Source organism: Mucilaginibacter segetis (assembly GCF_016522075.1).
In the GTDB taxonomy this organism is placed as follows: Bacteria; Bacteroidota; Bacteroidia; order Sphingobacteriales; family Sphingobacteriaceae; genus Mucilaginibacter; species Mucilaginibacter segetis.
Map to the genome: position 1 here is coordinate 851,851 of NZ_JAEHFW010000002.1, position 22,678 is coordinate 874,528.

Below are 22,678 nucleotides of genomic sequence, written 5' to 3' on the forward strand. Positions count from 1 at the left end.
AATGTGTAAAATACAATTGGTGCCCTGCATAATAAAGTGGTTACAATAGGTAGCTAATACTTAATAAGTTCGGCAAAATGTAATATAAGTTCAGGGTCAGGGATGTTTTGCAGGTATTTATCTTTTTCGGAGTAATATCCTACACCCGGATAATCGCCATATGCATCACCAATATCCAGCATCAGCTGAAAATGCAGATGAGGCGGCCAACTGCCATTTTCTGCGGCATTACCAAAAGTGGCTATTTGCTGGTTGGCCTTTATTGTTTGCCCTTTGGATAAGCTACTAAGGCTTCCCCTGCTTAAATGACCATATAGACTGTATAATGTTAGGCCCTCCAAATCATGCTTAAGAATAATAGTGGGTCCGTAGTCTCCAAAATGATCGTTATCTGCAAAGCTGTGTACCATACCATTAAGCGGTGCATAAACAGGCACATTTGCATCGCCCCAAATATCTACACCCAGGTGCAGTCTGCGCGGCTCATTCCCTGTATTAAATAAGGCGCTGCGCGTGTATACCGTTCGGTGCTCCATATATCCGCCAATACCGTAGCGGCAATTGCAATTGCTTAGTTTTTGGCCAACCCAATTGCTGAATGCGCTTGTATTGGTTACCAGACCGGGCGTTAGCTCGGCATTGGCTTCGGTAAAATCAAGCTGATAAAGTTTATCGGTAATGGCATTAATATCCACCACTTTGCCTGTGATAATATGCGGGTTGGCCTTAAAATGTGCTGCCAACAGTTCAGTGGCATTCATTAGCTTATTCTTCGCCGGTATCCGGTTGTCTTTCTTCTTTGCTTATTTTGTCGAATATTTTATCCATACGCTCTACATATTCGCTGGTGTCATCAACAAAAAATTCCAATTGCGGTATTATCCTCACCTGATCTTTAATGCGCGCGCCCAATTTATACCTGATCTCGGAAGCGTGTGATTTAACGATGTTTAAAGCTTGCTGGTTATCAGTATTATTGAAAAAGCTTAAAAAAACACGCGCGATAGCCAGATCGGGTGTTACACGCACGTGGGTGATTGTTACTAAAGTATTGGGCAGATAGTTTGCCCCTTCGCGCTGAAAAATGGCAGCAAGATCTTCCTGTATTACTCCGGCAAATTTTTTCTGACGTTTTGATTCCATAATGATTTAATAACGCCGGTTAGGCAAATGAGTTTGATTTGTTGTATTGAAAGGGAAAATATAAAGCTAATGAAATGAAAATGCCCTGCAAATAGTTTTTTTTATTCTGTACCGTTACAGGTCGCGTTTTATCTGATCCAAACCTTTTATGCTTAAACGGGAGCTAATGCCGGAGGCTATTGTGGCTATAACTAACACCGTGAATAATACCAGCCCGAAGTCGCTGGGTTTAAAGGCAACAGGATAGGCATCTAATACAGACATGCCGGCCCCCATTTTTATAAATTTGAAATGCTGTTGCACAAGGCAAAACAGAAACCCTATGATAATACCGATAACAGCACCTATTAATGATATCATCATTCCTTCGAAAAAGAAAATGCCTTGTATCAGTTTTTTGTTGGCGCCTAAACTGGTAAGGATGGCAATATCTTTACGCTTGTCGATTACCAGCATGGTTAAGGAACCTATGATGTTAAAGATGGCAATGATAAGTACGAACGTAAGGATCATAAATATAGACCAGCGTTCAAAATTGATAGTTTTGTATAGCTCAGTATTTTGCTGTTTGCGGTTTTTTACTGTGAATTTATCGCCGATATGATCAATAATATTTTCCTGCATGGCATCGATGTCGGTACCGGGTTTATAATTGATCTCGATAGAGGATACGTTTACAGGCTGATCCAGCAGATCGCGGGTAAACTCTATCGGGGTAATAATGTTGTCGTCAAAATCCTGCTGTATGGCAAATACTCCGGATGGCAAAATGGAACGGAATACAAAGTCATTCATAGGGTTGGCAGCACTTACGGACGTTCGCCTGGGCGAGTAAATTTGTAAGGGTACAAACTGGTTTTTTAAACTTACCCCTAAACTTGCTTGTATGGTGGAGCCGATAACCGCGTACAGGTAGTCCTTGTCTTTTAGTGTGAATGAGCCTGATTGTATGGTGCTGTCGAGCGAGCGATTTTTTAAAAAATCATCACTTACGCCCTTCACTGTAGCAATAAACGGATGATCGTTATATTTGATAAGGGCTTTTTCCTGCAATACTCTGGTATATGAAACAATAGAGCTATCCTTACTCATGTTGTTAAGATAGGGAATATTGGGGTCGAAAGTTTTACCCAGGCGGGGTTCTATCTTTATTTCGGGAGTGAAGTTACTGTATAAGGACAGGATAACCTCCTCGAACCCATTGAATACCGAAAGGATAATAATAAGCGCAGCGCTGCCCACCAAAACGCCCAGCATGGATATACCGGATATGATATTGATGGCATGGGTTTGTTTTTTAGAAAACAGATACCTTTTAGCTATGTAAACTGAAGTATTCAAAATTTATGTATTCGGCTAAGTTATTGCTTATAACTTATAAATAAGGATTATGTTGTTTTTCGTATCCTATGGTTGTTTCCGGTCCGTGTCCCGGGTAAACTGTGCAATCATCCGGCAATATAAAAAGCTTTTCTTCGATATTTTTTACCAGTTGGCTGTAATTGCCACCAGGAAGATCTGTTCGGCCTATGCTGTTACGGAATAACACATCTCCCCCTATCAATATATTTGCCGCAGTGTCATAAAAGCAAAGGTGGGCAGGCGAGTGGCCCGGTGCAAATATCAATTCAAGTGTGGTATTGCCAAAGGTAACCGTGCCACTTTCGGGCAGGTAAACCTCGGGCTGCGGTGATACCTCATACCTGAACCCCATTGCCGGGGCATACGCAACCACAGCCGCCAGTGTTTCCGACTCGCCCCGGTTGAATTGAGGTGTAAGACCATACTGATCAAAAATAAATTTGTTGCCTAAAACATGGTCGATGTGGCAATGCGTGTTTAGTAACAGAACGGGCTTTAGTTGATTGTCTGCAATAAAATTTACCACCGCGTTTTGCTCCTCGGCGGTGTACATACCCGGGTCGATTATTACGCATTCGTGGCTGTCATCAAATAGTATATAGGTGTTTTCCTGATACGGATTATTTACGAACGAGTGAACTTTTGCCATGCTGCAAAGCTAATTGATAAAAGGGTAAGCAGAAAGCGCAGATGTATAATATATCCGCTTTATCCTTCATAGCGGAAGCTAATCCTTCCATTTAAAGGTTTTGATCATTACATCCACGTCTTTTTTTATAAAGGTGAGTACGGGCTGAATGGAATCAAGGCGGGGTTCGGTGTTAAAATAAAGTGCTCCCCGCAGGTAATGACGGGTACTGTCGGTTAAAAAAAACTGCGCTGAAGAAGCGGCATTGCCATCAATAGTGTAATAAATGCCATAAATATGGCGGCGTGGATAAGCAATTACTCCCTCATCAATAGAAGTTGCTTTAACAGTGTGTTTAAAACTTAATTTGTGTGCATCTTCTATAAGCTGGTCAAATTCCTTTTTTGATTTAATATTCTCGTAACTTAAATGCAGGGTGGCGTTAAATTGCGGAAACTGTACATTTTGCCAGCAGGGTTTTGCGCCAGGGCTTTTATCCTGTTCAATTGTGGCATATTTGGGGTACTCAAAAGTAAAGGGGCAGCCTTCTGTATAAGGCTGGTATTCCTTTTTTGGAAAAACGATACGGAAATATCCGCGTGGTTTTGGTGAATAGTCGGCGTTACCGCCGCATGCTGTAAAAAACAATACGACAATAAGTAACGAAAACCATTTCATGATTGTACATCGTTTGAGTTCCATATCTCCCAGGCTTTTTCTGCCTGCAATACTAACATTTCATATCCGTTTTTGGTAGTGGCGCCGCCCTCTTCGCCTTTTTTTAAAAACAGGGTTTGTTCAGGGTTGTATATCAGATCGTATAATAAGTGCTTGCCGGTAATACCTTCATAGGGTATTGGCGGGCAGTCATCAATATTAGGTGTGGTACCTACAGGGGTGGTATTAATAATAAGCTTGTGTGCAGAAATTATGGCCGGGGTTAGATCCTTAAATAAAATATTATTTTTATGAGGCCTGCGTGTTACGGTTTTATATGCAATACCTTTATTTTCAAGCACGCACTTAACGGCCCTTGCAGCTCCGCCGTCGCCTAATAAAAGTGCTTCATCATGTCGGTTAGAGAGCAGGGGACTAATTGATCTGTCGAACCCATAAATATCTGTATTGAATCCTTCTAGCCGAAAATCGTGCCCCTTAACACCCACTTCGCCGGAAAAAGCTGCTTGTACCGGGCTTTCTTTCATTATACGTATACAATTCACAGCACCTGCGTTTCTGGCATCATGTTCTATCCAATCGAGATATTTAAGTACACCTACTTTATGGGGTATGGTTACATTAAGCCCGCAAAGATTAGGGGTAGATCGTAATAACTCCGGCAGATCCGTTAAATGTTCTAAAGGATATAGTTCATACTTGCTATCAGTAATGTTATGCGCTTTAAATTTGTCAGTAAAGTATTTTTTTGAGAATGAGTGAGAGAGCGGATATCCTATAAGTCCGAATTTTTTCATTTTATTAGTAAATAACGTATAAAAACTACTTGTACTACAGCAGGGGATAGAAACGGTTTCTTTATAAGTTTCAGTTTACGGTAATATTAGTAACAAACAGCGTGGATTTATAATTTTTATTTAATTAGCGCGTACAACTGTTAAAGCAGCGTAAAGCTTATCAATTTCAATAGGTTTAAGCAAAAAGCCGTTAAAATAACTACGGTATTCGTCATTACCCTCAGCAGTTATATCTGCCGTTAGGGCAAAAATAGGCGTTTTTTTATTCAAATTATCTGTAAGGCGTATTTGTGCGGTGGCATCATATCCGTTCATTTCGGGCATATGTATGTCCATTAAGATAAAATCGTATAAATTAAGTTTTGCCTTTTCAACAGCCTCAATACCGTTCACCACATGATCTGATAGTACACCCCAGTTAGACAATAATTTACGGGCTACCATAGCGTTAATTAAATTATCCTCAGCCAGTAGTATTTTTTTTCCCTTTAAGTCTTCTTTATCAACAGGCAGTATTTTTACCGGTGTAACGGCCTTTTTTAATTTAAGTTCAAAAGAAAAAGACGAGCCTTCGCCTATGGTGCTTGTTACGTTCACGGTACTGCCGTATAATTCCGTAAGTTTTTTAACAATGGCCAGGCCGAGTCCGGTACCACCCTGTTTGCGGGTAGTAATAGATTTTGGCTGCGAAAAACTTTCAAATATTTCAGCAAAATGATCCTGATGTATTCCTGCTCCGCTATCGGTAATGCTAAATTTAAGGGTGTGCGAGCCTTTATCCGCATTTATCCGTTCAACTTCAATTTTAACAAAGCCGTCGTCGGTATATTTAATAGCATTACTTATTAAATTACCTAATATCTGTGATAGTTTGGTTTCATCCAGTTCATAGCAATCGGCAACCGTTTTATTAATATGAAGTAAAAGATCTATGCCTTTTTGCTGTGCAAGGGAATTATAAGTTTTTAATACACGGCTTAGAAGATTGTTTATCAAACATGGCTGATTTTCGACCTGTACTTTCCCGTTATCCAGTTTGGTGAAATCAAGTATATCATTTATGACCAGCAGTAAGTTATTGGAAGCGAAATTCAATGATTCCAACAGTGTTTCGTCATAGCCGTTTTTACTGGTTAGTAGCGATGTAATGGTAGTCACGGCATTAAGCGGGGTCCTGATCTCGTGGCTCATGGTCGACAGGAACTCCTGCTTCATACGGGCCGATTGTTCGGCTCGTTGTTGTTTCTCAATAATAGCCGCCTTTTCTTTCTGGAGCCTTGCTTCCTGCTCCATGGTTTCCATTTTGGTGATGAGTTCGTAATTCTCTATCACCTTTAATGTTTGAGTATTTATTACCGCTTCTTTTTGATGCAGATAAAGTTCCAGATATTCAAGTGAGCGTACGGTATCATTTTCCAGTTTAGCTATTTGGTAAAGCAGATAGTTACACTTAAATTTTATAATGGCTATTTTATACTTCTTGCTAAAATGAAGGCCTTTTTTCAATATATCTTTTGCCCGGGACAAATCGCCAATGGCAATATATAAAGACCCCATTTTTTGATAGGCCATTGCCAGCCCCAGTTTTTCGCCTGCATTTATGTGTATATCAATAGCGCTTTTAAAATCATCTTCGGCCTGCTTAAAATTACCGGTATGGGTATAAACCTTGCCTCGTCCATAAAATGCAAAAGCAAGGCCTCTTATATCACCGGTTTTGGTTTTAATATTTATTGATAACTGAATGGTATGCAGTGCTTTGGCGATTTTCTTTTGTTTAAGATAAATGCCCGACAACGGGTTGTAAACATTTGATACCAGATTTTGGTCTTTTGCTTTTTTGGCAGCTTCTATAGCGTTTTCGTAGGCGCGTACAGCACTTTTAGGATCTCCAAAATACTCGTAAATGGTCCCTAACGATTTATAAGTGCGCGCCTGGTTGTGATGATCATTGAATTTTTTATATATAACAAGGCTGTCAAATAAATTAATAAGCCCCAAATGATGGTTGTCGGTTTTATAATAAACCCCACCAATACTGTATTTCGCATCAGCTATGCCTCTTTCGTCGTTTAGTTGTTCAAAGTAAGCAATGGCCTCGGTTGCTAAATTTACCGACCGTTTATATGCACCCCTTATCATGTAAAAAAGTGATAATTGATTAAGGCTTTTTGCTATAAATTCGTCATTATTATGTTCGCGACTAAGGGACAAGGCATTATTTGCCAGTTTTATACTATGTTTAATATTATGGATACGGCTTTTGTAGGCCTCATCCAATAACAAAGTAATAGTGTGGGCATTAGTAAGGGTAACTACCTCCATGTTATTCAAAATACTAATTAGCTACACAATTGAATACGTATTATTATGCCTTTTAGTTGCTAAATGTAATAAATATCCGTATAAATCCCCGTAGAACAAAAAAGTCGCATTTACAAAGTAAATGCGACCTTAATATTTTTTTTGAATTTACTTTATAGCTTCAAATTTTACCACAAGTTGCCAGCGTCTTTCGCTTTCCACTAATTTAAACATAGGATCCGCTGAGTCATTAAACTCGCAGCGACGGATGTTGGTGAACCCGACATCCCGGAGTTCCTTTTCTGTTGATTCCCAGTCCCAAAGCCATAAATGCTCCAAATAACCAAAAAGGTGTTTGGTTACCGCCTTAAAGCTTTTTGGGCGAACTTCCACACCCATCATCATCCTTTTGATTAGCCTGATAGAAGCTTCGGCATCTCCATTATCTTTATCGGCTATATAATCACGAACTAAAACTTCCAGATCCGGCATTATCATCCTGAAGATACCACCGGGTTTCAGCATTTTGTAAGTGTTGCGCAAGGCAATCCTGAAATGCTCTAATGACATATGTTCCAATACGTGGGAGCAATAAACTCCGTCTGCAGAGTTGTCCTTTATACCGGGTAAACCCTTTGTTATATCGCCGTATTGTACATTTTTATCAAAAACCTGGCCCAGGCTGTTTTTAAGTACAAAACCAAGCACAGGGGTATTCTGAATTACTAATGTGGGCGATACATCAAAATTTTTCCATTCAGTAGGTGAACATTGTCCGCAACCGTAGTGGACATATAATTTGTCTTCAGGCATCTTTGTTTAAAAGTGTTCTAATAGTTATATAAGTACAAAATTTACTTAACGATCTAAATATAAATTATTTTAACTAATAATGAATTTAATAAAAAAACTTATTGCTGATACCCCTATAGGTTATAAAATACCCGATGCCGCATATAATTTATTAGTTTAGTAGAACTAATTTTGGAGTATGCTTAATAACAGAAATATACTTTGCATAAGCGGTACAGAATGGCATGGTAACTATATTAAGGCGGTAGTTGAGCTGATGAAGGTTTTAGCTGCAGATAATAAAGTGCTTTTTGTAAATAATGCTCACACTTATAAAGATGCTATTGCGGGTGTTAATCATAAGGTTAAGGTGGATTATATTCAGGCGTTAGGATTAAAACCCCGTATAAGTAAAATGCCAACGGAAGGTGGCGGCACTGTTTATATTCTTACACCCCCGTTGGTTTTTCCGGTTAGCTTTTTACCCGAGGGTGCTGTTTATAATACCTTATTAACTTTTAACGCATGGCTGTTAAAAGGTAGCATAAAAAAAGCGCTGCGGAAGCTTGATATGAATCACGAACTTATCAACTTTACATCTTTTAACCCTGGTATGGGTTATATGACCGGGAGGCGCTTTAATGAAAAAACGCTGATATATCATTGCTATGACGAAGTTAAGGGTGCCCCTGCATGGCTAAGCAAGCATGGTGTAAGGCTTGAGCAAGCTTTTATGAAAATGGTTGACGCGGTTATAGTAACCTCTCAGGGTTTATTTAATAGTAAGAAAGACGAATGCGCCCGTTGTTATATTGTTAAAAATGCCGTAAAAGCAGGGCTTTTTAAAAAGGGGTTTAACGCTGATATAAATAAACAAAAAAAAGTAATAGGTTATGTTGGATCGGTTGACGAACGATTGGATTACGACATATTGCACCTTTTGTTTACCAGTTTGCCTAATGCTGACTTTGTGTTTGTAGGCAGAATTATGAGTGAAGAGATTGAAGCGAAATTAAAAAAATATAATAATGTGCAATTGGAAGGCGCAAAACAACCAGATGAATTACCTGCGTATTTAAAGCGTTTTTCGGCAGGTATCATTCCATTTATCAAAGACGAATTTACCAGGGGAATATATCCCATGAAGATAAACGAATATCTGGCAGCGGGTTTACCGGTAGTAAGCACAGATTTTAGCGATCTTTCGGATTTTGAGAGCATCATTAAAATAGCACCTACCAACGAGGAGTTTTTAAACGGTCTTGTGGAGGAAATGGAAGGCGACACCACAGAAAAAAGAATGGCGCGCCTCGCCATGGCAGAAAGCAATACATGGAATAAGCGGGCAGATGAATTATCGGCAGTAATTGAAACTGTGGAGCATGAACTTAACTCCTGATATTTAATAATAACTTATGCCATGGAATATTGAACGGGTATAATAAATAGGTTCAAAAGGTTGCTCATCTGCATACTCACATGCTACACGGATATTGGTGCAGCTAACATCCCCAAAAATGCTGGCAATTGCCGCATCTGCTGCATCACGGCCGGTTGCAATTTTAACCAGCCCGTTAAGCGGTATAAGCCTTGTAGCATCAAATAATACCCATTCGCCACCCAGGTAAGCCTCAAAACAGGCATGAAAATCGGGTGGATTAAGCCGGTAGGCATAGCCGGTAAAATACCTGGCAGGTATGGTTAACGCACGGCAAAGTGCAATTCCCAGATGTGCAAAATCGCGGCAGACACCCGCCTGTTGGGTAACGGTATCATACGCCGAGGTCTCCGAATCGGTAAAACCGCTTAGATACTCCACGTTTTTATATATCCAATCCGTAATGGCAAATACCTGCTCATATGAATTATTAATATGTCCAAAAGTATTATTGGCGAGGCGGTACAGCATATCCGACTGGCAATACCTGCTCGGATTAAGGTAGGTTAAAACCGATGGATGAAATTTACTTACCGGAATTTCAGGGATTTTGGAATGATCCTTTACTTCGTAATAATTATCAACCGTGGCATCATAATGTATGTCTATAGTTCCGGTATCCTGTATGTCCAATCTTACAAACCTGTTTTCACCATTTACGGCGTTCAGTTCTTCGGCTTTTAAATACGGGGCTATAGTTAACTTTTCATCTAACACGGTTTGGTTAGCCGTTCGTAAAGCATGCACATTTAATATGAGGGTGCTTGGCGCCTTAACCTCATATTGCAAGGCGGCTGATACTTTAAATTTCATTGTCAGGGGGTAGTTTTTTAAAAGCCTTATCCATCCATTCGCCTGGTATGTTTTCCAGCGCATCTTTTAATTCATCGGCCCATTGTGCCGATATACTTGCAAGGTCATGTTGCGTGTAACGCTGTTCAACCATCATAAAGGTGCCTTTTTTGTATAGGGCCACGTCTATAGGAAAATCAACGTTGTTACTACTTACGCGTGTAGAGTCGAACGATAAAAAACCGGCCTTTAACGCCAGGCGCATATCAGAGTCTTCGTCAACTATGCGGTTGAGTATAGCCTTGCCGTGTCCTGAATTTCCTATTACTACAAATGGAGCACCCTGCCCTAACTCAACCCAATTACCTTCGGGGTACAATAAGAATAATTTATGCTCTTCGTCATCCTTAAGCTGGCCTCCTATAATGGTATTAAGGTCGAATTTAAAACCGGCTTTTTCCAGTACGGCCCTGTCTTCCTCGGCCACCCGCCTAACCTGTTTGCCAAAGGCGTTTACTGCCTGATAAAGCTTGCTGTACTCTTCAGTTTCCAATAATTCATCAAAGTAAACAATCGCCTTATCGCGAACGGAACGCAATCCGCTGGTCATGATGAAAAGTGAATAGTTCTCCTTTTGTACAATAGTAATCTTCTTTTTTACGGTGGTATCTGTACCTGTAGTTATGCGCGTATCTGATAAGGCAATAAGCCCTTGTTTAACTTTTATTCCTAAACAGTAAGTCATTAGTTTAAATATTTTTGCCCTTATTGCTGTCTCTGTTGTTGCTGCTGCTGTTGTTGCTGTTGAATTATTTCCATATACCTTTCGTAACTGTTTCTTGATGCTGTTTCTTCAGTTTTTGGAGCTGAAACGGTAAATAAATCTTTTTCTTCATGAAGGGGATGGTCTTCGTATCCAACAGAAACAGAAACTTCGAGCGTATGTTTTGCTGAACCTTTATAAACTCCTTTAACAGGGGAGCAATCAGAAAAATTACGACCTACCGCCAGGCGTACGTGCGTTTCATTGGCTACGCAATTGTTGGTTGGATCAATACCCAGCCAGCCATATCCCGGCAGATATGCCTCGGCCCAGGCATGGGTGGCTCCCGTACCACGCATACCATCACGATTAGGGCAAATATAGCCGCTAACATAACGCGCTGGGATGCTTACCGAACGCAGCATGACCATCAGAATATGGGCGAAATCCTGGCAAACACCTGCTTTAAGGTTCCAAATTTCATCTAACGTTGTTTCTACTGTGGTAACACCCTTGATGTATTCAAAATTTTTATAAACATATTCGCAAAAACGCAATGCGGTTTTGTAAGGCGTATCATTTATTTTTCGCACATCCTCAACAATGGGAAATAATTCGCTGAGGCCCTCAAAATACTCCTGCTTTAAAAAGTCGATATAAGGTACAATGTATTTAAGGCTGAAAAGTTCATCCCATTGGGTAACTGATGCCACGTCATCAACCGGCAAGGGGCGCGGATGTGTATTTATTGATAGTTTTGAGTTGATGACAAGGGTTGTATGCGGATCAGTGTAAGTAAAGCTGCCCACCTCGTTACCATAATAATCTACATAAGTATCTACCTGCGGATTACCTGTAATATGCAGATCGTGTTTTATCACATCCTGATAGATGTCAACTATCGGAAAAAGTATGATCTTGTTGGCGCTGTCGCGCACCGGACTATCATAATTGTATTTGGTAATATGCTGTATTTTAAATTCTGGCATAGTTTATTCGCTTAATCAGGAGTTTGCAAAATAGTATTCATTTAATGAATTACCAATATTATACAGGTCATCTTTAACCAGGGTAAGAAACTGATGCAGCCCAACCTCGCTTATACTTTTAACGGAACTGTATTTAATGTTGCTTTGCAGTTTACCTATATCAAAAGATATTTCTCGATAGGTATTGGCGTTGCTGTTATTACGCAACCGGTCAAAATAGCGTTGTATGTTGTTAACCGAATAAATAACCGAGCGGGGGAAATCATTATTAAGTATTACCTGTTCTATTACATTTTGTGCCTCCAACCCGTCGCGGTAGGTTTTCAGATATAATTCATAGCCCCCAATAGAAAGCAACAGGTATTTCCAATAGGTGATATCAGTTAATAAATTGGGATTGTTGTTAATTGGACCGAATTTAACATCGAGTATATCTATAGATTGAATTGCCCGCTCCAGATATTTGCCAATATTCATGAAACTGCGCGATTGCCCGCGCTCCATAGTTATTTCCGCGGTTCCGTAATATAGCATAACCTGCTTTATTAACTCGTCCAGCAGGCCTATCGGGTCTTCTCTTTTAACCCTCACATCAAAATTAGTAGCCTTAACAGTATGGTAGTATTCATTCAGACACTGCCAAAGGTCTTTGGGGATATGTTCCTGTACGCTGCGTGCGTTTTCACGGGCCAGCGTAATGATGGTTAAGATAGAATTGGGGTTAGTTTTATCGGTGATCATATACTTTAGTACCGCCCTGCTATTACTTTCTAACTTAGCTTCCAGATCTTCATCGTGACCTGAAAATATGCGCAGCACAGGGGCCCAGGTAAACTCCTGTACCGAATCCTGAGAGGCATTATAATTAATTTTCAGCATCCTCAGAATACCATCGCTGCGCTCAATATACCTGCTTAACCAGTAAAAACTCGCTGCTACCCTGCTTAACATATCAATACAGCCCCCCGGCTCCTGTCAGGGAGATCATTTTAAACTCTGTTTGAACTACTATTTGCATTATCTTAATAAATTATAGCCCTTTAGGCATGTATGGTTAACTGAGCACCCATGTATCTTTGCTTCCACCACCTTGTGAGCTGTTTACAACAAGCGAGCCCTCTTTTAGGGCAACACGCGTTAAACCACCCGGCACTATCTCAATACCGTCAGGACCGCAAAGCGCATAAGGGCGCAGATCAATTCGCCTTGGTTGTAATGAACCCTGTATATAGCATGGCGCGGCAGACAGACTTATAGTAGGCTGCGCTATGAAATTCCGGGGATCTTTTAATATTTCACGTTTGTAATCTTCTATTTCTTTTTCCGATGCGGCGTGGCCCATCAGCATGCCGTATCCGCCGCTCTCATTGGTTTTTTTAACAACCATTTTATCAATATTTGCGAAAACATACTCACGTTCATCCTTGTTTGACAGTCGATGGGTAGGTACGTTCTTTAGCAAAGGTTCCTCATTTAGGTAATACCTTATCATGTCAGGTACATAAATATAAGTTGCCTTATCATCAGCAACGCCGTTACCTATGGCGTTCACAATAGCTACGTTACCTTTTCGGTAAGCCCCCATAATGCCTGCAACCCCTAAAATGCTGGAAGGGTTAAACACCAGCGGATCCAAAAACTCGTCATCAACCCGGCGGTATATTACATCAACCTGTTGCAGCCCGGTAGTGGTTTTCATGTAAACTATGTGATTGCTCACCACCAGGTCGCGCCCCTCTACCAATTCCACTCCCATTAAACGGGCTAATGTGGTGTGCTCAAAATACGCCGAATTGTAAATGCCCGGACTTAATAACACAATGGTAGGGTTGCTTATTTGCCTCGGCGATAACGACATCAAATTTTTATACAATATGGAAGGATACTCAATTACACTGCGTACTCCGCAATTAGGTATCAGATCAGGAAAAAGCCTTTTGGTAATTTCTCGGTTTTCAAGCATATAACTTACACCAGATGGTGTTCGCAGGTTATCCTCCAAAACGTAAAAGGTTCCGTCGTTATCACGTATAAGGTCGATACCGGCGATATGTACATAAATATCATATGGTACATTTAACTGGTACATTTCCCGTAAAAAATGCGGGCAGGAGTAAATGATATCTATCGGGACAATACCGTCTTTTATAATGAACTGATTATGATAAATATCCTTAAGGAATAAGTTAAGTGCGGTTAGCCGTTGTTTGATCCCTTTTTCTACAAATGCCCATTCTGCCGAAGTAATGATGCGGGGGATGATGTCGAAAGGAAATATCTTTTCTATCCCCTCACCGCTGTTATAAACAGTAAAGGTTATGCCCTGTGTCATAAACAGCCGTTTAGCGAGATCCTCTTTTTTGCTCAGGTCATCCGGCGATTCTTTGGACAGGTATTCAATAACTTTTTCATAATGTGCCCGAATTGTACTGTCTTCGTTATACATTTCGTCCCATACGCCACTTATTTTACTGTATTTTTCAAAATGTTGTAAGTTGTACATAAAAAACTTTCACGGATTTGCCTAAAAAAAGAACCTGAATAGATTATTTAATGCGTAAAGGCATTAATTTTTTGTAAATTATGAAAAAAAACAATGTCATAATGTAATTTTTACATTATGTAAATTTTATTTTTACTATACATAGTATGTTTTAGGCTTTATTTTAAAAAAATGAGCAAAGCAAGCCTATAAAACAGATAAAATTTATTCACCGCTCTAATGATTTTTCGGCTATTTGGTCAACTTCCCGGTTGTTTTGAGATTTTACCTCCGGCGGGTTTTTCAGTAATACCCGGCTAACCGGCAGACTGTCGGGATAATTATCGCGAATAAAAGTGATCAGGTTTTCACGGATATAACATCGCAGATCGAATGCTTTCCCGGAAGTACTTGCACTAACCAATGCGCGCAATTCAACAGTGGTTTCTTTAGCATCAGTTACCTGAATAATTTTAACACGCCTATCCCAAAGGTCGGAGGCTTCCATCAGTCTGTCAAACTCCTTACGCAAGGCATCAAGCGGGATATTATAATCCATATATAAAAAAACGGTTCCTAATATTTCCGATGATATTCGTGTCCAGTTCTGAAAAGGCTTTTCTAAAAAATAGTTAATCGGCAATATCAGCCGTCGCTGGTCCCATATACTCAAAACAACGTAAGTTAATGTGATATCTTCCACCCGTCCCCATTCACCTTCAACAACTAATACATCGTCAATACGTATGGGCTGTGTAAATGCTATCTGAAAGCCGGCTAAAAAGTTTGACAACGATTTTTGTGCAGCAAAACCAATGATAATTCCGCCTACACCTACCCCCGTAAGCAGCCCGGCACCAATGCGGCGTACGTTATCAAAACTGAGCAGTATCACCGCAATTGCAATAAATATAATTACCGTGGCCAATATTTTTCTGATGAACTGTAACTGTGTCCTTATTTTACGCTCTTTAAGGTTATCATCTTTATTAAGGTCGTAAGTATGATAAATATAATCTTCAAATACGTTTATTGCTTTAATGAGTAATGCTGCCAGCGAAATAATTAGTGCTATACCAACCAGTTTGTCGAACAAGGCGTAGTTTTTTTTGCTCAGGTCCATTAGCGGCACCATCATGTTAAGCACCAACAGCGGTACAAAGTGGTTCATTGGCCGCCCGAGGTGGATAATGGCACTCCGGAACAGGGAATAGTCTTCGGTTTTTTTATAAAGCTTAAGTATCCCTTTAATAATGGCTTTTAAAATAAACCCTACTATTACGGCTATTACAATAATTATTAAATTCCATACAAGCGGGTTTATCTTACCTGCCCAACTTTCAATTATGTTTTTCATATTTATCTCTTAATTATCATAACATTATTTGATAATAAATGTTGAAAATTTTATATTTTTTTATGAAAATCATTATAATAATGAAAAAACAGAAAAATAAAAGTCAGACTAACAAGGTCGATCTGTCGGCTTGGATGTCTGTTATACCCTCTCCTGCAAAGTCTTTAAATATCAGTTCGAATGCTATTTTAAACCAGATAATTATACACGGCCAGGCCTTTACGGCATAATTTTGCATTAATACCCGTGCAGGCCGTGGGAATGCATCTGTTGGCCCCAGTCCGGTTATTATCAGTAGTAAAACCAGTATAAAAATGTGGAAAGGAGTGAAAGGGCGTTTTTGCATCATGATATAGATAACGGCGCCTGCTACCGCTATAATAAAGGTTGGATGCTCAGATGCTGTGCTGAAAATCACTACCATTAACAATACAGAGCAAAGTATTTGTATAGTGAATTTAAATGAAGCATACTGCTTAAAACGAAGTAATGGAATGGCGAATAATATAGCGCCCCAAATCAAAAATGGCCAGTTAGGTACAGTGCTGTTTTGCGCTAAGCGTCTTACTACACCCATGATACACATATCCTGCCCGGTGGTAAGGCTTTGATTGTTTACATTTTTGATAGTTAATGCCGCGAACCAGTCGTGATAAGATTGCACTAAAAAAGAAGGGCCTGAAATTATTGCCGGAAGACAAAGAATGATCACCAGCCACACCGCACTCCAGCTAATGAATTTTAATTTGTTCTTTGAAAAAACAAAAAAGGCCAGGCCAACTATGGGGTAAATTTTCATTAATGCGCCAAAAACAATAAATAAGGTGGCATATTCTTCTTTACCTTTTTTTACCATCAGGAAGCTAAGTATTATTAACGCAGCAATAATTGGATTGAATTGCATGTAGTGTGATGAATTGGCAAATTCAATTACACAAAAAAGCAGTATAAGTGTTTTGATCCGGTTGGTGAACGGAAGCAGGTTGATTGCCGCTAAAAACGCAGCAGCATTGGCAAGCTCCCACAATAGGAAGCCGGGGCCCTCGGGCAAAATTGCAAATGGCGCTATAAAAAGCGTAAAGGCAGGGCCGTATATGTATACATCATAGTATTCTTTGGGGTAAAACAGATACAAGTTAACATTCGCTTTCATGTGGTAATATGAATCACGAAAGATGAGGTAGTTATTATCTATATGTCTGAAATATTTTAACTGCCAGCAAAACACAGCTACTGCTATGTATAGTAAACATACCCATTGGTGCCCCGTAAGGAATAGGAATTTTTTTGCCATGATGATCGCGATAAAAGTAATAAATTAACAATTTATTAAGGCCCGGAAGTTTTTTGTTTTCAGGAATATCTTTAACTATTAAGTGAATTGCTATATTTAACGTGTTAAAATAATATCAGTCAATGCCATTATCAAGCACATGTTATTTTAATCTACCTAATTAATTACTGAATATGCCTTATCTACATATACTTATTAAGCGGGCAATAAAAAAGTGTTACTGGTTGCTGTTATTTATAGTAACCCCATGTTATGCGCAGCTTGCAAAAGTAAATGAGTTACAGCAGAGGCTTAAGCAGCCTTTGGAAGATACCGTGCGGCTTACTGTATTGAAACAATTATCACTGGCTTATTCTTCTGTAGATCCTGAAAAGAAATTTTACTATGCTAATGTATATAAAAATTTAGCTGAAAAGCTTAATAACCATGAAGCTGTCGCTGATGCTTATATCAATATGGGCGTATCGTACGGTTTGCGCAGCAAGGCAGATAGCGCGCTTTATTATTTTATTATTGCCTATAACCGCGCTGAAAAGATTAATTATGAATTGGGAATGGCGCGGAGTTTATCGAACATAGGATACGCTTATGATCGGTTAGACTCTAAACAGGAATCAATTAAAAATTATTTACAAGCACTAAATATTTTTAAAAAAATAGATTACGCCCGGGGTATAAACCAAACGCTTACCAATATTGGTTCTTTATATTTCGACCTTAATCAATATAAACTTGCCGAAAGCTATTTTGCCCAGTGCCTGGCTAATGCAACTGCAAATAAAGACACTGCCGGCATAGGATATGCCCTTTATACTTTAGGAAATAGCTATCAGGCAATGGGCCAGAATAAAAAGGCGCTTACTTATCTTACTAAAAGTCTTACTATACGCCAGCAGCTTGATGACAGACCCGGCATTGCATTGGTGAGACGGGCAATTGGATTGGCCTATTACAATCAGAAACAATACGATAAAGCTTTAACAAACTTTAATATCGCCTTAAGTGCTACCCGGGAGCTTAAACAGGCATATGAACAGGGTGCTACCTTAGATGAAATAGCTAAGGTATATATAGCATTACATGATTATAACAAAGCTAAAGTTGCCGCAAATGAATGTTTAGCCATAGGTAGAGAGATCAAATCCAAAATAATGGAGTCAGCGGGGCTTAACCGTTTAATAGCTGTTTACAAAGGTGAAAATAATATTGCTAAGGCGTTTCAATATCAGTCGGAATATATAGCCACCCAGGATAGTATTTCAACTGAGAAGATATTAAATGATATCACGCTGACCGAGATAAGCCGGATGCGGGCCGAGAATGCCGAGCTTGCTAAAGATAATAAGGTTATCAGCACCGAAAACAGTAATTATCTTACCCATTTAAATCAGTACGCCAATTTACTGGTGATTGTATTTATCACACTTTGCTCAGTTATTTTACTACTGTTAATACAATACAGGCGTAATATGGATAAGCAGGCTGCTAATAAAGTTTTACAAAAGCAAAAAGAAGAAATTACAACAATAAACAAAGAGCTGCAAACACTTAACGAAGAAGTTACCACACAGATGGAGCTTACGCATTCGCAAAACATTGAGTTGGAACATTTAAATGGAGTGAAAAATAAGTTCTTTTCTATCATTTCGCATGACTTGCGCAGCCCTATAAGTAACCTCCAGAGTTTGTTCAGTGTTTACCGGGAAGGGGTAGTTGATAAAAGCGAATTCAGTATGTTGCTCGCTAAACTGGAAGATACTATAATTTCTACCGGCAATTTTTTAGATAACTTGTTAGAATGGTCAAAAAATCAATTAGAAGGTATTAAAATAAATCCGGTTGATTTTGATGTAAATGAGTGTGTTGCGGAAAATATACGCCTGTTTGAGAGTAAAATAATTATGAAGGGACTTAAAGTAACTAACCACATCATTCCACCCGCTATGGTGCACGCAGATAAGGATATGATAAACCTGGTTGTACGGAATCTTTTCTCTAATAGTGTTAAGTTTTGTAATCCTGGTGATGAAATAAAATTTGAGTCGCATACTGACGAGGGAAAAGTGATTATAGCTATACATGATACCGGGCCTGGAATAAGCCAGGGTGACAGAGAAAAACTTTTCAGTTTAGAGCATAGCTTAAGTACCGGCACACAGGGCGAAAAGGGAAATCATTTAGGGTTAATACTCTGTAAAGATATGGTAACTCAGAATAACGGGGATATATGGTTCGATACTAACCGTGATAAAGGAACTACTTTTTGTATTGCACTGCCTGTTAGTAAACAGCAATTAATTGAAGGATAATTTTTTGTGTGCTACAAAGTGTAAAAGCTATAACCCTTTTTGCTCCAATAGTCTAACGCCAAAGGCAGCGTATATAGCAAGCGGGGATAAGCCTTAAGGCTGTCATGAAAAACTACTATTGAGCCTTCGCGGGTATGTTTTATAACATTTTTCAGGCAGGCGTCAGGAGTTAAATGCGTGTCAAAGTCGCCGCTTAATACGTTCCACATAATTATTTTAAGCTGCGGACGGGCTTGTTTCAATAGCTTTATCTGTGCTTTTTTTATACGACCATATGGAGGACGGAAAAGCGGTGATTGAGTTAGATCATCAGCTTTTAAAAAATTTTGCAGATAGGTATTGTTATCAGTATCCCAGCCTTTTAAATGGTTAAAGGTATGGTTCCCTATAGCATGTCCTTCGTTTTTTACCTGTGTAAAAATGTCCGGATGTTTGGTAATATTATCGCCAATGCAAAAAAAAGTAGCCTTTGCATTATACTGTTTTAAAATATTTAGCACAAAAGGTGTAACAATAGGTATAGGGCCGTCGTCAAAAGTTAAATATATACAGCGGGTGTTTGGCGGGCCATCCCAAATTAAACCGGGATAAAGCTTTTTAAGCAGCCATGGGGTTTTTACCAGGTACATTCGCTAAACAAGTTAATATGTTGCATTTTTATTAAAAAATTTTAAAGCTTGCAAAGTAAATATCAGTTACTTACCATTGTATGCCACTAATTATGAAACTAAAATTATCCACAACAAAAGTAACCATTGCTTGCCTAATATTATTTTCGGTTGTTAATTTAACAGCGAATGCACAGGAGCTTATTACTTTGCAAAAAGCTATCGACCTTACCCTCGAGAATAATTTAACCATAAAGCAGGCAAAATTTAATGAGGCCTTAAGTACCGAAGATTACAAGCAATCAAAATATAATATGCTTCCGAGCGTAAGTGCCGGACCACAGGCATCAGTTAATTTTGGACGTAGTATTGACCCTTCTACTAATCAGTTCGTTAATCAGCGTATTGTTGGGGTAAGCGGTAATGTTAGTGCACAGGTATCTTTGTTTCAAGGGGGGCAATTACGTAACCAAGTGATTGAAAATCGTATTTTATTGGATGTAGATAAAAGTAATACTGCTAAGATTAAGAATGATTTGATATTAAGCGTGGTAACGCAATATTTGAGCATTTTAACTAATCAGGATCTGGTTACTGCGGCAAAGCAGCAGATAGATATATCAAAAATAGCGCTTGACCGTGCTCAAAAAAGTTATGATGTGGGCAACCAAACATTGGCAGATCTTGCACAGGCCAAAGCACAGCAATCAACCGCTGAATTGAATTTAACCAATGCCCAAAACCAGTTAGATCTTTCCGTATTAGTGTTAAAGCAATATATGGAAATGAATCCGCTTACCGATATTAAGGTAGAAAAACCGGATATTAGTAAACTTACTGATGTTAAAACATTGTACGATGAACAAAGTGTTTTGAATACTGCACTTGGTATTAATCCGGATGTGTTACTGGCCAAAACAAGAGAAGAATCCTTTGCTCAGAATATTAAAATTGCCCGGGGATCTTATTTCCCAAGTATAGTATTGTTTGGTTCAGCCGGTTCAAACTTTTCTGATGCGCGAACCTTATTGGGAGGCGGTAAATATCCTTTTTTCACACAATTGAATGACAACTTTAATCAATCGATAGGATTATCAGTTCAAATACCCATATTTAATCGCTTTAGTGCGCGCACAGCGGTACGTAAGGCAAAAATAAATTATGAAAATGCTAAGGTGAGCACTCAGCTTGCCGAGGATAATTTAAGTAAAGTAATTATACAGGCGGTGTATGATGTACGGGCCGCCAATAAAAAATATCAAAGTACCCTGCAAACATACCAGGCAAACAAAGAAGCCTTTAACGTAATTGAACAACGATACAACGTAGGGTTGGTAAACTCGCTGGATTACAACACTTCGTTAACTAATTTGAATACTTCTGAATTCAACCTGATACAGGCCAAGTATGAGCTGGTATTCAGAAGCAAAGTAATTGATTATTATCTCGGAAATCCTATAACCCTTTAAAAATTAAAAATCCTGAAACATCATGGGAAAAACTACTAAATATATATTGATTGGCCTTGGAGCATTAATAGTATTATTGCTTATTGCTAAAGCTACCGGCATAATTGGTAAACCTAAAATTACGCAAGTAGCGGTAGAAAAAGCCGAAGTGCGTGATATTAATGAAACTGTATCCGCCAGCGGAAAAATTAAACCGCACGTAGAGGTGAACATCAGTCCGGAAGTTTCCGGTGAGGTGGTTGATTTGCCTATAAAAGAAGGTGATGTAGTTAAAAAGGGCCAGGTGCTGTGTAAGATCCGTCCGGATATCTTAAAATCAGGGTATGAGCGTGCAGTTGCCTCATACAATACCCAAAAAGCAAGTGTTGGTAACTCTAAACAAATGCTTAAACAAGCCGAAGCTGCATTTACCAACCAGGCTGCCGCTTACAAAAGAAGCAAAGAACTTTATGATAAAAAAGTGCTGACTGTTTCAGAGTATGATCAGGCTAAGGCCAATTACGAGAGCTCCAAGGCATCTTTAGAAGCTGCAAAGCAAAACGTAATAGGATCACAATACGGATTAGAGCAAGCTGCGGCATCTGTAAAAGAAGCGCAGGATAATCTGGCCAAAACAACTATTTACTCACCGATAGATGGTGTGGTATCTAAACTGTCCATTGAACAGGGCGAGCGTGTATTAGGTACACAGCAATTTGCCGGCACCGAGATCATGACCATCTCTGACCTGGATAATATGGATGTTAATGTTGATGTAAATGAGAATGATATCAACCGTATTGGTATAGGTAATCCGGCTTTGATTGAAATTGATGCCTTTTTAGGGAAAAAATTTACAGGCAAGGTTATAGAAATAGGTAGTTCGGCGAATGTAGTTGGTACTAATGCCGATCAGGTAACTAACTTTACGGTTAAAGTGCGTATCACCGCAAAATCATATACTGATCTGTTAAAGAAAAATGCCGAAAATCATTCACCGTTCCGTCCGGGATTAACCGCAACTGTTGATATACAAACCAATCATGTAAAAGCACTTTCTATCCCGATACAATCGGTAACCACCCGTGATGAGAAAAAGCCAGCTGCTACAACAGGAACTGATGACGATAAAAAAAGCGTAGCTAACTCGACGTTACCTAAAGAGTATGCTTTTGTTTTGCAAGGAAATAAAGTAAAGCAGATTGAAGTGACCACCGGTATACAGGATGATACCTACATACAGGTAAAATCGGGTATTAAGCAAGGCGAGGATGTGGTGTCTGCTCCGTTTGCTGCCATATCAAAAACACTTAGGGATGGTATGCAGGTAGAAAAGGTTGATAAAAGCAAGCTTTTTAACGGCGACGCTAAAAATAATTAATAGATAACAAATTAAAATATACTGGCTAAGCCGGAGCGTAAAGTATCACAACTTTTACTCCGGCTTTGTACTTTAGGTAATTTGCGGTTTTATGCATAATATTTTATTAATTT

At 39.2% G+C, this 22,678-nt stretch carries 20 protein-coding genes; 4 read left to right on the top strand and 16 right to left on the bottom strand.

Annotated features, from left to right (window positions below; genetic code table 11):
* Positions 1-53 precede the first annotated feature (53 nt).
* The 8 genes from I5M19_RS13495 to I5M19_RS13530 form a co-directional block, all read right to left on the bottom strand.
* Positions 54-761 (bottom strand): peptidoglycan DD-metalloendopeptidase family protein, encoded by a 708-nt coding sequence (locus I5M19_RS13495; protein ID WP_200066856.1) that lies wholly within the window; start codon positions 759-761, stop codon positions 54-56.
* A 4-nt stretch (positions 762-765) separates the two neighbouring features.
* Entirely contained in the window at positions 766-1,143 is a 378-nt protein-coding gene (gene rbfA / locus I5M19_RS13500; protein ID WP_200066857.1) for a 30S ribosome-binding factor RbfA, read from the bottom strand.
* Between the two features lie 114 nt (positions 1,144-1,257).
* Positions 1,258-2,484, bottom strand: a complete 1,227-nt coding sequence (locus tag I5M19_RS13505) for an FtsX-like permease family protein (RefSeq protein ID WP_200066858.1) — start codon at positions 2,482-2,484, stop codon at positions 1,258-1,260.
* Between the two features lie 34 nt (positions 2,485-2,518).
* Entirely contained in the window at positions 2,519-3,154 is a 636-nt protein-coding gene (locus I5M19_RS13510) for an MBL fold metallo-hydrolase (protein ID WP_200066859.1), read from the bottom strand.
* Between the two features lie 78 nt (positions 3,155-3,232).
* Positions 3,233-3,811: a gliding motility lipoprotein GldD gene (gene gldD / locus I5M19_RS13515; protein WP_235985842.1), complete on the bottom strand. Its 579-nt coding sequence runs from the start codon at positions 3,809-3,811 to the stop codon at positions 3,233-3,235.
* On the bottom strand, positions 3,808-4,608 hold the full coding sequence (locus tag I5M19_RS13520; protein ID WP_200066861.1) for a shikimate dehydrogenase family protein: 801 nt from the start codon (positions 4,606-4,608) through the stop codon (positions 3,808-3,810). The genes gldD and I5M19_RS13520 overlap by 4 nt, the downstream gene beginning before the upstream one ends.
* 120 nt (positions 4,609-4,728) lie before the next feature.
* Entirely contained in the window at positions 4,729-6,933 is a 2,205-nt protein-coding gene (locus I5M19_RS13525; RefSeq protein WP_200066862.1) for an ATP-binding protein, read from the bottom strand.
* A gap of 147 nt (positions 6,934-7,080) precedes the next feature.
* The gene (locus tag I5M19_RS13530; RefSeq protein WP_200066863.1) at positions 7,081-7,725 is read right to left on the bottom strand and encodes a class I SAM-dependent methyltransferase; all 645 of its coding nucleotides are present in this window, start codon (positions 7,723-7,725) and stop codon (positions 7,081-7,083) included.
* A 178-nt stretch (positions 7,726-7,903) separates the two neighbouring features.
* Here I5M19_RS13530 and I5M19_RS13535 point away from each other — a divergent pair, with 178 nt between their 5' ends.
* Complete coding sequence (locus I5M19_RS13535; protein ID WP_200066864.1) at positions 7,904-9,103, top strand: glycosyltransferase; 1,200 nt, start codon at positions 7,904-7,906, stop codon at positions 9,101-9,103.
* A 3-nt stretch (positions 9,104-9,106) separates the two neighbouring features.
* Here the strand turns inward: I5M19_RS13535 and I5M19_RS13540 are convergent, their stop codons facing one another.
* The 7 genes from I5M19_RS13540 to I5M19_RS13570 all read right to left on the bottom strand — a co-directional run bounded on the left by I5M19_RS13540 (position 9,107) and on the right by I5M19_RS13570 (position 16,819).
* Positions 9,107-9,955, bottom strand: a complete 849-nt coding sequence (locus I5M19_RS13540) for a transglutaminase-like domain-containing protein (RefSeq protein WP_200066865.1) — start codon at positions 9,953-9,955, stop codon at positions 9,107-9,109.
* On the bottom strand, positions 9,945-10,679 hold the full coding sequence (locus tag I5M19_RS13545) for a peptidase (protein ID WP_200066866.1): 735 nt from the start codon (positions 10,677-10,679) through the stop codon (positions 9,945-9,947). Before I5M19_RS13545 ends, I5M19_RS13540 begins: the two co-directional genes overlap by 11 nt.
* 20 nt (positions 10,680-10,699) lie before the next feature.
* The gene (locus I5M19_RS13550; RefSeq protein WP_200066867.1) at positions 10,700-11,686 is read right to left on the bottom strand and encodes a transglutaminase family protein; all 987 of its coding nucleotides are present in this window, start codon (positions 11,684-11,686) and stop codon (positions 10,700-10,702) included.
* Positions 11,687-11,701: 15 nt separating this feature from the next.
* On the bottom strand, positions 11,702-12,637 hold the full coding sequence (locus I5M19_RS13555) for an alpha-E domain-containing protein (protein WP_200066868.1): 936 nt from the start codon (positions 12,635-12,637) through the stop codon (positions 11,702-11,704).
* 103 nt (positions 12,638-12,740) lie between these two features.
* Positions 12,741-14,189, bottom strand: coding sequence for a circularly permuted type 2 ATP-grasp protein (locus I5M19_RS13560; protein WP_200066869.1), 1,449 nt, complete (start codon positions 14,187-14,189; stop codon positions 12,741-12,743).
* Between the two features lie 208 nt (positions 14,190-14,397).
* The gene (locus I5M19_RS13565; protein WP_200066870.1) at positions 14,398-15,525 is read right to left on the bottom strand and encodes a mechanosensitive ion channel family protein; all 1,128 of its coding nucleotides are present in this window, start codon (positions 15,523-15,525) and stop codon (positions 14,398-14,400) included.
* Positions 15,526-15,628: 103 nt separating this feature from the next.
* On the bottom strand, positions 15,629-16,819 hold the full coding sequence (locus I5M19_RS13570; protein ID WP_200066871.1) for a glycosyltransferase family 87 protein: 1,191 nt from the start codon (positions 16,817-16,819) through the stop codon (positions 15,629-15,631).
* Positions 16,820-16,992: 173 nt separating this feature from the next.
* On the opposite strand from I5M19_RS13570, the gene I5M19_RS13575 reads away from it, so the two are divergent.
* Entirely contained in the window at positions 16,993-19,128 is a 2,136-nt protein-coding gene (locus tag I5M19_RS13575; RefSeq protein WP_200066872.1) for a tetratricopeptide repeat-containing sensor histidine kinase, read from the top strand.
* 11 nt (positions 19,129-19,139) lie between these two features.
* On the opposite strand, the gene I5M19_RS13580 is transcribed toward I5M19_RS13575, so the two are convergent.
* The gene (locus tag I5M19_RS13580; RefSeq protein WP_200066873.1) at positions 19,140-19,757 is read right to left on the bottom strand and encodes a polysaccharide deacetylase family protein; all 618 of its coding nucleotides are present in this window, start codon (positions 19,755-19,757) and stop codon (positions 19,140-19,142) included.
* A 92-nt stretch (positions 19,758-19,849) separates the two neighbouring features.
* Here I5M19_RS13580 and I5M19_RS13585 point away from each other — a divergent pair, with 92 nt between their 5' ends.
* Positions 19,850-21,205, top strand: coding sequence for a TolC family protein (locus I5M19_RS13585; protein WP_235985843.1), 1,356 nt, complete (start codon positions 19,850-19,852; stop codon positions 21,203-21,205).
* A gap of 22 nt (positions 21,206-21,227) precedes the next feature.
* Positions 21,228-22,565 carry an efflux RND transporter periplasmic adaptor subunit gene (locus tag I5M19_RS13590; protein WP_200066875.1) on the top strand — a complete coding sequence of 446 codons (1,338 nt, stop codon included), beginning with the start codon at positions 21,228-21,230 and terminating at the stop codon, positions 22,563-22,565.
* The last annotated feature ends 113 nt before the right edge of the window (positions 22,566-22,678 follow it).

What these genes read in the sequence shown, in the direction of transcription:
- I5M19_RS13570 (WP_200066871.1), bottom strand. Translation starts at nt 16,819, where the DNA reads ATGGCAAAAAAATTCCTATTCCTTACGGGGCACCAATGGGTATGTTTA.
- I5M19_RS13555 (WP_200066868.1), bottom strand. Translation starts at nt 12,637, where the DNA reads ATGTTAAGCAGGGTAGCAGCGAGTTTTTACTGGTTAAGCAGGTATATT.
- I5M19_RS13565 (WP_200066870.1), bottom strand. Translation starts at nt 15,525, where the DNA reads ATGAAAAACATAATTGAAAGTTGGGCAGGTAAGATAAACCCGCTTGTA.
- I5M19_RS13540 (WP_200066865.1), bottom strand. Translation starts at nt 9,955, where the DNA reads ATGAAATTTAAAGTATCAGCCGCCTTGCAATATGAGGTTAAGGCGCCA.
- I5M19_RS13580 (WP_200066873.1), bottom strand. Translation starts at nt 19,757, where the DNA reads ATGTACCTGGTAAAAACCCCATGGCTGCTTAAAAAGCTTTATCCCGGT.
- I5M19_RS13585 (WP_235985843.1), top strand. Translation starts at nt 19,850, where the DNA reads ATGAAACTAAAATTATCCACAACAAAAGTAACCATTGCTTGCCTAATA.
- I5M19_RS13550 (WP_200066867.1), bottom strand. Translation starts at nt 11,686, where the DNA reads ATGCCAGAATTTAAAATACAGCATATTACCAAATACAATTATGATAGT.
- I5M19_RS13530 (WP_200066863.1), bottom strand. Translation starts at nt 7,725, where the DNA reads ATGCCTGAAGACAAATTATATGTCCACTACGGTTGCGGACAATGTTCA.
- I5M19_RS13520 (WP_200066861.1), bottom strand. Translation starts at nt 4,608, where the DNA reads ATGAAAAAATTCGGACTTATAGGATATCCGCTCTCTCACTCATTCTCA.
- I5M19_RS13560 (WP_200066869.1), bottom strand. Translation starts at nt 14,189, where the DNA reads ATGTACAACTTACAACATTTTGAAAAATACAGTAAAATAAGTGGCGTA.
- I5M19_RS13510 (WP_200066859.1), bottom strand. Translation starts at nt 3,154, where the DNA reads ATGGCAAAAGTTCACTCGTTCGTAAATAATCCGTATCAGGAAAACACC.
- I5M19_RS13545 (WP_200066866.1), bottom strand. Translation starts at nt 10,679, where the DNA reads ATGACTTACTGTTTAGGAATAAAAGTTAAACAAGGGCTTATTGCCTTA.
- gldD (WP_235985842.1), bottom strand. Translation starts at nt 3,811, where the DNA reads ATGAAATGGTTTTCGTTACTTATTGTCGTATTGTTTTTTACAGCATGC.
- I5M19_RS13590 (WP_200066875.1), top strand. Translation starts at nt 21,228, where the DNA reads ATGGGAAAAACTACTAAATATATATTGATTGGCCTTGGAGCATTAATA.
- I5M19_RS13535 (WP_200066864.1), top strand. Translation starts at nt 7,904, where the DNA reads ATGCTTAATAACAGAAATATACTTTGCATAAGCGGTACAGAATGGCAT.
- I5M19_RS13575 (WP_200066872.1), top strand. Translation starts at nt 16,993, where the DNA reads ATGCCTTATCTACATATACTTATTAAGCGGGCAATAAAAAAGTGTTAC.
- rbfA (WP_200066857.1), bottom strand. Translation starts at nt 1,143, where the DNA reads ATGGAATCAAAACGTCAGAAAAAATTTGCCGGAGTAATACAGGAAGAT.
- I5M19_RS13525 (WP_200066862.1), bottom strand. Translation starts at nt 6,933, where the DNA reads ATGGAGGTAGTTACCCTTACTAATGCCCACACTATTACTTTGTTATTG.
- I5M19_RS13495 (WP_200066856.1), bottom strand. Translation starts at nt 761, where the DNA reads ATGAATGCCACTGAACTGTTGGCAGCACATTTTAAGGCCAACCCGCAT.